This is a genomic window from Oceanobacillus jordanicus (assembly GCF_022095695.1).
Lineage (GTDB): Bacteria > Bacillota > Bacilli > Bacillales > Amphibacillaceae > Oceanobacillus_B > Oceanobacillus_B jordanicus.
The window spans coordinates 134,840-148,178 of sequence record NZ_JAIFZM010000007.1; the positions used below are offsets into that span (position 1 = coordinate 134,840).

A 13,339-nucleotide genomic window follows, 5' to 3' on the forward strand; every position below is an offset into this window, starting at 1 on the left:
TAAACAAAAGGAGCCGATGATATGGATACAAATAAGAAATTAGTAGCGGAAAAAGCGGTTGAAGAGATTAAGGATGGCATGACAGTGGGACTTGGTTCTGGCTCGACAGTATATTGGATGCTCCAAGCATTGGGAGAGCGGGTAAAGGACGGACTTGAAATAGTAGGTATTCCCACTTCACAGAAAACAGAAAAGCTAGCAAAAGAACTAGGTATTCCATTAGCAGATTTTTCTTCAGTAGATGGTATTGACCTCGCGATAGATGGGGCAGATGAGGTAGATCCACATCTGAATTTGCTTAAAGGAGGCGGTGGCTCACTAGTTCGGGAGAAAATCGTCGACATTTTAGCAAAGCGACTGATCATTATCGTTGATGAGACAAAGGTTGTGGATTATTTAGGCACGTTCCCCTTGCCAGTTGAAGTCGTACCATTTGGATGGGAGACGACAAGTAAACGGATAGCGGAATACGGCTGTCTCCCGCGTCGAAGAGAACAAAACGGAGAAGCATTCATTTCAGACAATGGGAATTATATATTAGATTGCGATTTTGAAAGCATTGAAAAGCCCGCCGAACTACATGAAAACCTGAAGATGTTAGTCGGCGTGGTGGAAACAGGACTCTTTATTAACATGGCGGACGTCGTAATGGTCGGCCATGCCGGGATGGTGGACGTACTAACAAAAGCGTAATGCGTAAGTCGAGGGGGAGAAAAAATGAAAAAAGATGTTATAACGATCGGGGAAGCAATGATTGCATTCAATCCATCTTCCACTGGACCGATGAAATTTGTGAATGGCTTTGAAAAAAATATAGGTGGGGCAGAGCTCAACGTAGCGATAGGCTGTGCCCGTCTTGGACTCCAAACAGGTTTTATGAGTAAGCTCGGAAATGATGAGTTTGGAAAATATATCTACAATTTTGCCAGAGGAGAAGGGATCGACGTATCGCAAATCGGATTTGTTGATGGCTACCCAACCTCTCTAAACTTTAAAGAAATAATGGAGGATGGCAATGTCCGAACCTTTTACTACAGAGACAAATCTCCTGTACTAGAAATGGAACCAGAAGATTTAGATGAAAGCTATTTTGCATCAGCACGGATTCTCCATTTAACAGGGATTTTTCCGGCAATAAATCCAAAGAATATGGCGATTTTTGAGCGGGCAATCGAGTTAGCAAAGAAGCACGATGTACTTATTTCATTTGATCCAAATATTCGTTTGCGGATGTGGTCAAAAGAAGAAGCTCGGGAAACACTTTCAACCATTCTGCCACATGTCGATATTCTTCTGGCAGGAGATGAAGAAATGGAAATCATCATGGGAGAGAATGACCCAGAAACGATTATTGAAAAGGTGAAAACACTTGGTGTCTCCTACATCGCTGTTAAACAGGGAGATAAAGGAGCAGTTGTTTATCACAATGGGGAACTCATTCACGCACCGGTAGTTAAGGCTTCAAAAGTAGTGGACACCGTTGGAGCGGGCGATGGCTTTGATGCGGGGATGCTTTATGGAATCCTGCAAGGCTGGCCATTAGAGAAAATTGCAACCTTTGCGGCAACGATCGGTTCGATGGTCGTTAGTGTAAAAGGGGATAATGAAGGGCTGCCTTATTATGAAGATGTCCAAGCTAGAATGGGAGAAATTGAACGAATTGAACGCTAGAAAGGATGTGGAGTATGAAGTTACAGCTTGCTTTAGATCGTTTAAGCCGAGAGGAATGCTTTCGAATACTGGAAGAAACGAAAGAGTCAGTTGATATTATTGAGGTAGGCACAGGGGTTATTAAAGAATATGGAATGGAAATTGTACGTCAGGTACGGGCGAGGTATCCTGATAAAACAATCGTAGCAGACATGAAAACATGCGATGCTGGCAAACACGAGGCAAAACAGGCATTTGAGGCTGGGGCAGACATTACGACGGTTATGGCATTTTCTGGCGACCTTACGATTGCCGATACATTGCGCGTAGCAAAAAAGCATGGAAGTCGGATTATGATTGACCTTCTAGAGGTTGATAAAGCAGAAAGAGTGGAAGAATTGGTTGGTTTAGGCGTCGATTTAGTAAGCTTACATGTCGGCAAGGATAAGCAACAGGAAGGAAGTTTTGATACAAGTCTTTTTGCTCTAGTTAAAGATCATAATATCGAGGTAACAGTAGCTGGTGGGATAAATGCAGAGACATTACCTGACATTATAGAAGGAAAACCAGATACTGTCATTGTTGGAAGTGCGATTACCAAGGCAGAAAACCCGCGTGAAGCAGCAGACCAACTGAAAGAGCTGTTACCACAAAGATAGGGTAAGGAGCGGATGGAATGAGAATCGGAACAGTTGGCACAAGCTGGATTACAGAATCCTTTATTGAAGCAATAAAAGAGGTCGATGGAGCAGAGCTATGTGCTGTTCATTCAAGGGCAGAAGTAAAAGCTGAAAACTTTGCCCGAAAACATGGTGCAGCATATTACTATACGGATTTACAGGAAATGGCTGAAAGTGACCATTTGGATTGTGTATATCTTGCTTCTCCTAACTCGCTTCACTTTAAGCAGGCTGTGTTATTTCTGGAACAGGGCAAGCATGTGATTTGTGAAAAGCCGATGTTTACCAGTCTAAAAGAATTTGAGGAAGCTCATCGTGTTGCAGAGGAAAATGGGGTTCGTTTATTCGAGGCAATGCGCAATCTTTATACACCAAACTTTCAAAAGGTAAAAGCAGAGTTTTATGATGTGGGGCAGCTGCGAAATGTGCTCCTTCATCGGATGAAATATTCCTCTCGCTATGATGATCTACTAGCAGGAAAGGAACCAGCCATTTTTTCAGCGAAATTTGCGGGTGGTGCACTGGTTGACCTAGGTGTCTATCCTATTGCAGTGGCTGTCGCGTTGTTTGGAAAACCGCTTGATGTGCAGTATACTCCAGTCATGCTCTCTAGTGGTGTGGATGGTAGCGGGACCTTAGTGCTAACATATCCTGGGTTTGTGTGCACCATCCTCTGCTCAAAAATTTCTACCTCCTATTTGGAATCGGAAATTCAGGGTGAGGCAGGAACCATTAGCATTGATGATATTGGCGCCTTTTCTAATATCCATTACAAGCCACGTTCGAAAGGGGAATGTACCTGGAACGGAGCTACTCAGCGGGAAAATGTGATGGCCTATGAACTTGAAGCGTTTCTGGATTGTATGCAGGAAGGTGATTCACCAGCCTATGAAGAAATGAAGGCGATTAGCCGAGAAGTACTTGCCATTACCGAAACAGCACGAAAACAAGCTGGGATTTATTTTGAAGGAGAGGACTAGCATTGCTAGTCCTCTTTAAATCTATTGAAGTAGCAGCAAAGTCGAGCGAGAATCCAGCAAAGTCGAGCGGGGAACCAGCAAAGTCGAGCGAGAAGCCAGCAAAGTCGAGCGAGCAGTCAGCAAAGTCGAGCGAGAAACCGCAAACTCGTGTGACTAACCTCCTAAATCCCACGCCTCCAGCCCAGGTATCCCTTCCAAATTCTCCACTAATCTATTGCGAATAATCAAAATCGGAAGTTGACTAGTTACCTAGAGTTGATTATCATGAAAGTAATTGAATAGGAAAAAGATGGGTTGGGCTATACCGAGGTATAGCTCATTAAAAGGGAAGTCCGGTGCAATTCCGGTGCGGTCCCGCCACTGTAAATGAGAGTTTTCTATTGCATACCACTGTCACTTGATGGGAAGGTCATAGAAAATGAAGATCATGAGCCAGGAGACCTGCCTGTTTTTTTACACCATTCAAACCTACGCGGATAGGGAGGTGTGTCAGCGGATTTTACAGCTAGAGCTTTGTATACATAATTGTTTAATACGCTACGTCACGCATGCATCTCTTCGGGAAGAGGTGTATTTTTTTGTACATTGAGAAAGTATAAAATTTCAGCAAGGAGGCAAACACGACGCAGTTGAAATTTTGATGTGACAAGTATAAGAAAAACGTACATATTCCCTAAAGGGCAAGCGAATGCGAGTTTTTCTCATGAGTTCATCGGGGCGATAGCGACGTTTATCAATAAAATAAGGAGGTTGGCATATGAAGAATAGAATGGTAAAATACGCTGCATTTTTACTTAGTTTATTACTCATCGTCGGTAATTTAACATTTATACAACCAGTTCAAGCTACAACTATGGATAATGCTGTTACGATAAAGGCAATTGATGAAAACGGTGAAGAAGTGTTTGGATTAACGGCCATAGAAATAGACGAAGGCGACACTGCCTTTGAAGTATTACTGGAAGCCGGCGAGAAAGAAGACAAGGAAATACAATATGATGAGTATGATTTCGGAAACTATGTAACTGGCATCGGTGAAGTGCTGGAAACCGATACCCACTCCTGGTCCTTCAATGTAAACGGGAAGGCAGCAGATGTTGGTGCATCCTCTTTCGAAGTAGAGAATGGAGATAATGTTTTATTTGCATTAAGGGATTTGGAGGACTTTTCACCTGAAGTGTCGATAAATGTGACAGCCACCGACATTAATGATAACGCTATCATAAATAAAGAAGTGGCCATTGCGACAGGGTCCAGTGCTTATGATGCATTGTATCAGGCGGCAGCACAAGAGGACCTGAGCCTCGATGTTTCCGTAGATGATATGTATTTTACTTTTGTAAACAACGTTGGAGAAACAGAGCTTGGGCCGAATGATTATTGGAATGTAGCGGTGGATAATGAGGCACTTTCTACAAGTATTGCTGACCACACAGTTCAGGAAGGTCAAGAGGTTCAATTGCAGGTTACTACATATGAATCTCCTGAAGATGTAGAAGTAGAGGAAGAAACACCATCAGAGGAAGAAGATGCTCCAGCTGAAGAAACCGAAGATGAATCCAAAACACCTGCAGATAAGGAAACACCAGCAATCAACGAGAAGCAGGTTCAAGCAAACGTTGATGATATTCTATCCTACATGGATGCAGCATCTATTGAACTAAGCTATGGTAGTGAATGGTGGGTTTGGGGTGTTGCCCATACGAATCGGGAAATCCCTGATAGCTATGTAGAAAGCATTGAGGCATTAGTGAAAGATAACGAGGGAGAATTTCGTAATCTATTTGAACTTGAAAAAATAATTATCGCGCTTAGTGCTGCTGGAAAAGATGCTTCTGATATAAATGGCATAAATTTAATTGACAAGTTGGCAACTCACTCTTGGATGGAGGAGGGGGATCCGGCAATTAATGCGGCAATCTATGGATTGCTCGCGATAGATAGTGCGGAATTTGCTGTGTTAGAAGATTTCCGTACCATGCTGATCACAAGTATTTTAGATAAAGAGCTAGAAGATGGAGCCTGGTCTTTCTTTGGAAGTAATCCAAGTCCAGACATTACCGGAATGGCACTAGCCGCGCTTGCTCCTTATAAAGAGGATCCAAAAGTGAAAACAGCAATTGATCGCGCTGTAACGTATCTATCAGAAAGTCAGGATGCTGAAGGTGGCTATGATATTGCGTTCAATGGCGGCGATTCTAGTGAGTCTGTTTCACAGGCTATCATTGGATTAGCAGCAGTTGGAGCAGATCCAACATCCCCGTCGTTTACTAAAGAAGGTGGCAACCTTTTACAGCATTTGGTTAAGTTTAAACAGGAGGATGGCGGATATAGCCACCTACTTGATGGTGGGTCTACTGATATGTCCACACAGCAGGCATTATTAGCATTTGTCGCTTATCAAAAGCTAGTAAACGGAACTGGTTCGGTTTATCAATTCTCCGCACCAGTTGAAGAAGAACCACCTAATGAACCTGAACAGCCAGAGGATCCGAAAGATACAGAAAAACCGGAAGCGGATCCTAATCAGCCAGGAACAGATGACGAACCAAAGGATGAAGATCCGAAACCTGAAAAGGGAGACAATACTTCAGATAAAGGGAAAAACAATGAAACAAATGAACATGTAAAGCAACTTGAAAACGCGGGTGATAAACAAACAAATGCATCTGGTGAAAAACTGCCGAATACATCAACTAATACTTTTAACTTCCTAGCAAGTGGTTTAGTGCTTCTGCTTATTGGGGGAGCCATTTTCTTGATGTGGAGAAAACGTCAAGCAAACGAAAGTATGTAAGACAAAAGATCGGGTAATCGATGAATGGTTACCCGATTGTATGTTTAGCCAAGGAGAGAAAAACGCATGAGAAGATATACAAGTCTGTTGTTCATGATTGGTCTTATCGTTTTCATTGCTTTTGGCTGTGCAAAGGATGAAGTAACCCCTGCTAATGGTGAGCAACCTGTAGCAGCTTCTGAAATACCAGAAAAGGAAATCATGCTTCAGGAAAAACAACCAGTAGGAACAGACAAAGCGAAGCAGGAAACCGAGCCAAAAGAGGAAAAGACATCGAAACAAACGAACGCTGATTCCTCCGAAGAAAATTCGGATCAGGAAGAGAAACAGGATAGCGGTTCAAGTAGCACAGATACCAACGCAAACTCCAGTTCAACTTCCAACAAAGCAGAAGCACCTGCTGCTCAGAAAGAAGAGCCTCTTACAGAGAAACAGCAGGATAGCAAGGTAGAAGAAGAAACGAAAAAAACGAAGCAGAATGAGACACCAACAAAAGCGAAAGAGAAACCTGATAAAAGCAAGGAAAAAGAAGAAAAGCAGGATCCCCCCAAGAAGCCAGAAGAACCAGCCTCCTATGTGACGTTCTCAGTTGACGCGCGGGATATAAAAGGTCAAATTGTTCCGCAAACAAGGGTGGAATGGAAGGAAGGGGATACCATACTTGATATTACTCGAAGGATCTTAAAGCAGAAGGGAATCCAATTTAGCGTAACGGGTTCTAACTCCACTGCATATGTTCAAGGTATTGATAACTTGTATGAATTCGATGAAGGGCAAAATAGTGGGTGGATGATCCGTCTTGATGGCGCGCTGATTAAACAGAGTGCCGGGGCAACACCTGTACAGGATGGCCAAGTAATTTACTGGTTTTATACCACAAATTATCTGGAAGAAAGTGGGGCGGAAGGATGAGCACAAGGGGTGTTTGGTCCTTTCATCCAGCTGTGATGCTTGCCTATTATGTCGTTGTCATAATTGGTTTCATGCTCTCCCAACATCCTGTCTTTTTGGCAGTAGGCGTAGGATTTCTACTTGTCTTTCATTTTCTTATAGATAAAGGAAAGCAATTGAAAACCTGGTCAACTATGATTCTTACATTGGCAGTATTTATTCTTGTATTAACCCCCGTATTTAACCGGAGAGGGAATCATATTTTATTTTATTTATTTGGCAATCAAGTCATGCTTGAGGCGATAATACAAGGGATTATGCTGGCGTTAACCTTGGTAGGTATCTTGCTAGTGTTTATAAGTCTGAATCAAATCATTAGCCAAGACCGGTTTTTATACTTATTTGCTCGCATTTCCCCGCAATGGGCGCTGTTAAGTATGCTTGCTGTCCGTTTTGTACCATTGTTAAAAAAACGCTTAAAGGAAATAGAAGAGATACAGAAGGTTAGGGGATTCTCTGTTACAAAAGGGAGCATAAAAGAACGAGGAAAAAACGGCATGTTATTTTTACAGGCCCTGTTAACAGGCTCACTTGAGCAATCCATCCAATCGGCTGATTCCATGTCAGCAAGGGGATATGGTCAGCAAAAACGCACCCATTACCAAGCCTTTACCATGAAAAACAAGGATTGGTACGCATTGACATTTATACTGGTAACAGGATCTTGCATGGTTTTTGGATGGTGGCTTGAAGATAGCGTCCTGTCTCTATTGCCTGTCCTTGAGACATCCCAACTTGAACAGAGGGAATGGGTCTTTATCGCCAACTGGACCCTGTTACTCGCTTTTCCGCTGTGGTTAGAAGGGAAGGAAGTAGCAAAATGGAAATTTTATCTGCAAAAAATATAAGTTTCACCTATCCACTGGAAGAAAAACCAGCATTAAAAGAAGTGGATTTTCACATACATAAAGGAGAGTTTGTGGTGCTTTGCGGTGCATCAGGTAGTGGCAAAACAACCTTATTACATCTTCTTAAACAAGAAATAGCCCCACATGGAAAGCTGGAGGGGAGCATTTTTTATAAAGGAACCCAGCTTGAGAAGCAAAACAAGCCACCAGATGACATTGGCATTGTTTTTCAGGACCCGGAAAATCAGATCGTGATGGATAATGTTATGGAAGAGCTGTTATTTGGTATGGAAAATAAAGGCTATCAGACGGAAGACATGCGCAAAAAAGTTGCCGAGATGACGCACTACTTTGGACTAACTCACCTGCTAGATAAAAAAACAAGTGAGCTTTCAGGAGGGGAAAAGCAAAAAGTGAATTTGGTGTCCGTTCTTTTACTGGAACCAGACCTCTTATTGCTTGATGAACCTACAGCACAGTTAGACCCAATTGCAGCCAAAGAGTTTATCCAAACGTTAACACAGTTAAACCGTGAATTTGGCATCACTATTTTAATGGTGGAACATCGCCTAGAAGAACTATTTGCTGCAGCCGACAGAGTCCTTGTTCTAGAAGAAGGGGTAAAGAAGATAGATGCTCCGCCCCGTGAAGCTGTCGCAATGTTGCATATACATCCTATTTTAAACTATTTTTTACCAAGTGCTTCTAGATTGTTTCTACACTTTCAACCAGAGGTAGCTCCAAGAAGCATCCCTACCAATGTAAAGGAAGGTAGAGATTGGCTTTTGGCAAACAACATAACAGCTGACTCGGATATGGAAGCAGAGCAAGAGGCAACTCCTATATTTACTCTAAAGGAAATCGATTTTCAATATAACAAAGACACAGCACCTGTCCTACATAATCTGTCCCTGTCTGTGAACAAAGGAGAATTGCTCGCTATTCTCGGGGCAAATGGGACGGGAAAATCAACGTTACTTAAAGTCATGGCCGGCATTCTACGACCGCAACATGGAAAAGTGCTTTATGATGGAAAAAAACAGAAAAACCTGGTGAACATGGCTATTCGTTATTTACCGCAAAATCCCGCCCTTTATTTCCTTGAGGATACGCTAATGGCGGAATACAGCCAGATTGTAAAGAAGCACCCAGTTGAGAATGGAGAAGCGATAATTGCTACACTGCTAGATACATTTGGCCTCAAAGGTATTGAGGAAAGGCATCCTGCTGATTTAAGTGGTGGTGAATTACAAAAAGCAGCTTTACTCGGCACACTGCTCGAGGATCCAAAGATCTTGTTAATTGATGAGCCGACAAAAGGCCTTGATCCTTATTCGAAAAAAGTGTTTGGAACATTACTAGGAGATCTTAGGAAGCAGGGTTTGACCATTGTAATGGTGACCCATGATGTTGAATTCGCAGCAAATTATGCAACACGTTGTAGCATGCTTTTTCAGGGGGATATTTCGGTTACAGAGGGTACCAGAGCCTTCTTTAAGGGAAATACCTATTACACAACGGTAATGAATCGAATGACCAGAAAATCCGCAGCACCACTAGCTGTAACATTAGAGGAGGCAAAAGAGAATTGGCGCGTTCAAAGAAAATCTTAATTATCCTAAGTGTCGCTGTATTGCTTTTGCTCTGTTGCTTTCCTTTAATCATTTCAGAACATTATATGATCGTTAGTCTGCTTATCATGGGCATTTCCTTTCTACCCTTTATGTATCGTTTTTCTAAACAGAAATTGACGAGCAGAGAGCTTGTCATGCTTGCGATCCTTGGAGCAATTGCAGCGGTGAGTCGGGTACCATTTGCTTCATTACCAAGTGTTCAGCCAACCACATTCGTCATCATTGCTGCAGCGATTGTCTTAGGCCCGCAAAGTGGATTCGTTATTGGTGTGTTGGCAGCGATTGTTTCCAACCTTTTCTTAGGCCAGGGCCCGTGGACTCCTTGGCAAATGTACGCCTGGGGCATGATTGGATTGACCGCAGGACTGTTGCGCAACACGCTGTTCATGAAACATATGCTAGGTAGATGTGTGTATGGATTTGGGGTCGGTTTTCTATTCGGCTGGTTTATGAATCTTTGGTTCGTCGTAAGCATGATCAACCAAATAAGCTGGACAGAGATTCTTTTATATTACAGTGCAAGTTTTTATTTTGATTTGGCCCATGCGCTTTCAAATGTAATTTTCTTGTTTCTATTCAGCAACGCTTGGATTAAAATTATAAAGCGTTTTAAGACCAAGTACGGTTTATTCGAATAAAGTGTACCTTCATTAAATGGTGGTTTTACTACCAGGTAAGGCGGATAACCATGTATGTTTTTGCCCTGTCCGGCAATAACTAAGGGTAACCGAATCTTTAAAAAGGGCTGATGATATGTGGAAACGTGGCATGATGCTGGCTGGGGCTTTCTTCATCCTCCTAAGTGGAGAAATTTCCTATGCAAAAGTTGATGATGGAACAGTAACCCCAGAAGAGGAAAAGGAACATAATTGGCAAGCGCAGGATACATATACAGAAAAGGTAGACGGGGGCGAGCATGAATTCACCTATTGGAAGAATTTTATGCGTCATACGCGCACCTGTCAGATCATCCATCATATCAAAGTGGTCGTATATTATTGCGATGTCCATGATGAAACAAAGACAGAGAGCACGTTAATTAAAACAGAACATAGTGGAAGGCATAAATAAGTTTACAAGCAAGGGAGGCAGCATACGACTGCTTCCTTTTTTTGTGTTTCAGGGAAAAATCACTCCTCAAGAAGCTTGTATATAATCAATTGTTAATTTTCAAACAAATACAAATTATGGTATGATAAGGGTCAAAATAACAGCAAATTTAAGGGGGATTTTTATGTGGGAGACGCTGCTACCTTGGTTTACGGCCCTGTATTTTCTCTTTTTCCTGATAACAATTGTGATGGCAATATGGAGTATTAGAAGAAAACGACTGGAAGACTTAGCCTATCCTGCATTGGCCATGGCATTTATCACCCCTATTGCAACGTTGTTATATCTCATTGGAAGACCTGAAGGGTCAAATGAGTTGGAGTACTTCTTGCAAAACGTAGTGAAAGGCGATGTCATGGCAATTTTTGTACTTGCACTTTATAGTTACTTGATCTTTTGGTGGGTGGTAACGACAATGAAGTGGAAATCCTCGAAAGCAGTAAATATCAACAAGGAGGCCAACTAATGGAGGTTGCAGCAAATCAAACAGATTGTATATGTGTAGTGTTTGTTTTTCAAAAAACAGAACAGACCGAAGAAGTGCATCTTAATTCTGCTCAATTAACAGCATTACTTAACGCAAAACAGGTTTGGATTGAAAGATTTAGTTCCAACCTAAAAATAGATAGTACTGTCTGGTCCTATGGTAATAACAAAGTTTCTTTCCAAATCTATTTGAAGTAGTAGAGGTTGTTCAAAAAATTCGGTTAAAATGACGCATCGGTACTGATGACCTTCGACTAAATTCCGACACGTCCGTCCTGTGTCGAACGTCGAAATCACCACATCCTGTGGAAGCTCGTTGGCTTGCTTTTCCGTTCCTCACGTATTAAAAGATTTCACTGAACTTCTGTTAAAACCGTCCACGTCCTGTGGACAACACAGAAGTCAACACATCCTGTGTAAGCCCGGTACTCAAAGCTACGACTTCTCGAACTTCGACGCACAGGACGTGTTTGTGTCGGCGTTGCAATAGGACGTTGCGATCTTAGCCGACCTCGGTCCTTTTTATCCTCTTTTTTGAACACGCACTATAAGTAAAAAGAGATTCACTGAGGGGGATTATTTATGCTTTATAATCAAGCGTTGCGAACGATTACGACAGAGCGGCTTGTGCTAAGGTTGTTTGAACAGACTGATGCAGAAGTGGTAGCAAAGCTCTGTAATAACATGAACATCTACCAAAATACATTATATCTTCCATACCCGTATTCCTTAGAAGACGCGCTAGCCTGGATGGAACCTCATCTTGAACGTTTTGTGGCAGATAAATCTTATGAGTTTGCTGTTACAGATAAGGAAAATGGGCAGTTATATGGCGCGATCGCACTTTCAAACCATCACGTACATAAAAACGGTGAAGTGGCCTACTGGATTGGGGAGCCCTTCTGGGGAAAGGGGTACGCGACGGAAGCTGCCCAAGCTATCATCCAATTTGCCTTCGAGGAAAAACACTATCATAAAGTATTTGCACGGTACTTTGGGACAAATCCAGCCTCTGGAAGAGTGTTGCAAAAGGTAGGGATGAAGCAGGAAGGAATACTGAAAGACCATGTGAGAAAAGAAGACCGCTATGAAGATCTTGTTTATTATGGAATTATTCATGAAGGAGATATGGAGGGTAATTAATGTTAATAGTAGGAGTTTTATTAATCCCATTATTTCTTATTTCTCTGTACATTATTTTCAAATTCACTTGGGGAAAAGAAGGGAAAGGAGAACGAGGAGAAGAGATTTTAAATAAGTCAAATAGAGTCACAGTGCCAATTCTTCCAATTGGCTGGCTACTGTTGGAGATTTCGCACTCTATATTCGATATTTCGTATTCGTTGTACCGTGATTCACTGTGGGTATTGGTGTTGATAAATTTTATCGTTCATGGTTTGGCAATCTACTTTTATAAGAATAATAAGCACCAAGCAAATGAGTAGAGGATTAGATTATAATAATAAAGGTCGTTATTTCAGTTGACCTCTCCATACTACAAAAACTAGGAGAATGCTATGAATAATCGAATGAAGCCACAAGTTATCGCTATTGCAGGAGTTTCAGGTGGCGGCAAAACGACGATCGCTAAATACTTACATAGAAAATTTAAAAATCTAAGTGTGGTGAAAAAATGGCATATATTTTTCGTATTATGACACAAGAAGAAGCCGAAAATATCGCCTTTAACTGGCATTATGAAGGAGATTATTCTTTTTATGATATGGAAGCAGATGAGGAAGATATGGAAGAGTTTTTAAATTCAGAGGCTCGTGGGGATTCTACGTTTGTTGTGGAAAAGGAGGAGGACTTAGTTGCTTTCTTCTCCGTTAAGAAGGTAAACGAGTCCACCATTGATATTGGGTTAGGGATGAGGCCTGATTTAACTGGTAAAGGGATGGGAAATGCCTTTCTGAAGGCAAGTTTAAAATTTGTCGAAGGCTCTTATAGCCCTGACCGAATTACATTATCTGTGGCAACATTTAACCAAAGAGCTATTAATGCATATAGAAAAATCGGCTTTAGAGACATGGAGACATTTATGCAAGCTACAAATGGAAGTACATATGAGTTTTTAAAGATGAGTTACACTTGTGCGTGATCATATGCGTTTTGGAGAATAATTGACGTATTTTCAACCTTGACTTCATGGTTCCGTTTCTATTGATCAATTAAATGTTTTCTTCTTCAAGATCGTCGTCAG

At 41.7% G+C, this 13,339-nt stretch carries 16 protein-coding genes and 1 riboswitch; all 16 genes read left to right on the top strand.

From position 1 onward, the window contains the following. Positions 1-21 precede the first annotated feature (21 nt). Positions 22-693, top strand: a complete 672-nt coding sequence (rpiA, locus tag K3T81_RS10115) for a ribose-5-phosphate isomerase RpiA (RefSeq protein WP_238019774.1) — start codon at positions 22-24, stop codon at positions 691-693. A 24-nt stretch (positions 694-717) separates the two neighbouring features. Further along, entirely contained in the window at positions 718-1,671 is a 954-nt protein-coding gene (locus K3T81_RS10120; RefSeq protein ID WP_238019778.1) for a sugar kinase, read from the top strand. Positions 1,672-1,685: 14 nt separating this feature from the next. Next, positions 1,686-2,309: a 3-hexulose-6-phosphate synthase gene (gene hxlA / locus K3T81_RS10125; protein ID WP_238019780.1), complete on the top strand. Its 624-nt coding sequence runs from the start codon at positions 1,686-1,688 to the stop codon at positions 2,307-2,309. 17 nt (positions 2,310-2,326) lie between these two features. Beyond that, entirely contained in the window at positions 2,327-3,310 is a 984-nt protein-coding gene (locus K3T81_RS10130; RefSeq protein WP_238019783.1) for a Gfo/Idh/MocA family protein, read from the top strand. A gap of 274 nt (positions 3,311-3,584) precedes the next feature. Continuing rightward, positions 3,585-3,773: riboswitch (cobalamin riboswitch) on the top strand. Between the two features lie 294 nt (positions 3,774-4,067). Then, complete coding sequence (locus K3T81_RS10135) at positions 4,068-6,107, top strand: DUF4430 domain-containing protein (RefSeq protein ID WP_238019785.1); 2,040 nt, start codon at positions 4,068-4,070, stop codon at positions 6,105-6,107. Between the two features lie 66 nt (positions 6,108-6,173). Then, positions 6,174-7,019, top strand: coding sequence for a DUF4430 domain-containing protein (locus K3T81_RS10140; RefSeq protein ID WP_238019787.1), 846 nt, complete (start codon positions 6,174-6,176; stop codon positions 7,017-7,019). Then, positions 7,016-7,906 (top strand): energy-coupling factor transporter transmembrane component T, encoded by an 891-nt coding sequence (locus K3T81_RS10145; protein WP_238019789.1) that lies wholly within the window; start codon positions 7,016-7,018, stop codon positions 7,904-7,906. The genes K3T81_RS10140 and K3T81_RS10145 overlap by 4 nt, the downstream gene beginning before the upstream one ends. Further along, on the top strand, positions 7,879-9,519 hold the full coding sequence (locus K3T81_RS10150; RefSeq protein ID WP_238019791.1) for an ABC transporter ATP-binding protein: 1,641 nt from the start codon (positions 7,879-7,881) through the stop codon (positions 9,517-9,519). The genes K3T81_RS10145 and K3T81_RS10150 overlap by 28 nt, the downstream gene beginning before the upstream one ends. Continuing rightward, the gene (locus tag K3T81_RS10155) at positions 9,495-10,178 is read left to right on the top strand and encodes an ECF transporter S component (RefSeq protein WP_420830818.1); all 684 of its coding nucleotides are present in this window, start codon (positions 9,495-9,497) and stop codon (positions 10,176-10,178) included. The genes K3T81_RS10150 and K3T81_RS10155 overlap by 25 nt, the downstream gene beginning before the upstream one ends. 115 nt (positions 10,179-10,293) lie before the next feature. Then, complete coding sequence (locus tag K3T81_RS10160) at positions 10,294-10,611, top strand: hypothetical protein (protein ID WP_238019793.1); 318 nt, start codon at positions 10,294-10,296, stop codon at positions 10,609-10,611. Positions 10,612-10,774: 163 nt separating this feature from the next. Beyond that, positions 10,775-11,116: a hypothetical protein gene (locus tag K3T81_RS10165; protein ID WP_238019795.1), complete on the top strand. Its 342-nt coding sequence runs from the start codon at positions 10,775-10,777 to the stop codon at positions 11,114-11,116. Next, complete coding sequence (locus K3T81_RS10170; protein WP_238019797.1) at positions 11,116-11,334, top strand: hypothetical protein; 219 nt, start codon at positions 11,116-11,118, stop codon at positions 11,332-11,334. Before K3T81_RS10165 ends, K3T81_RS10170 begins: the two co-directional genes overlap by 1 nt. A gap of 384 nt (positions 11,335-11,718) precedes the next feature. After that, positions 11,719-12,279, top strand: coding sequence for a GNAT family N-acetyltransferase (locus tag K3T81_RS10175; protein ID WP_238019799.1), 561 nt, complete (start codon positions 11,719-11,721; stop codon positions 12,277-12,279). Continuing rightward, a complete protein-coding gene (locus tag K3T81_RS10180) occupies positions 12,279-12,581 on the top strand; it encodes a hypothetical protein (RefSeq protein WP_238019801.1) in 303 nt (100 codons plus the stop codon). The genes K3T81_RS10175 and K3T81_RS10180 overlap by 1 nt, the downstream gene beginning before the upstream one ends. A 72-nt stretch (positions 12,582-12,653) precedes the next feature. Continuing rightward, positions 12,654-12,794: a hypothetical protein gene (locus tag K3T81_RS10185; protein ID WP_238019803.1), complete on the top strand. Its 141-nt coding sequence runs from the start codon at positions 12,654-12,656 to the stop codon at positions 12,792-12,794. After that, a complete protein-coding gene (locus tag K3T81_RS10190; RefSeq protein ID WP_058950572.1) occupies positions 12,770-13,237 on the top strand; it encodes a GNAT family N-acetyltransferase in 468 nt (155 codons plus the stop codon). Before K3T81_RS10185 ends, K3T81_RS10190 begins: the two co-directional genes overlap by 25 nt. The last annotated feature ends 102 nt before the right edge of the window (positions 13,238-13,339 follow it).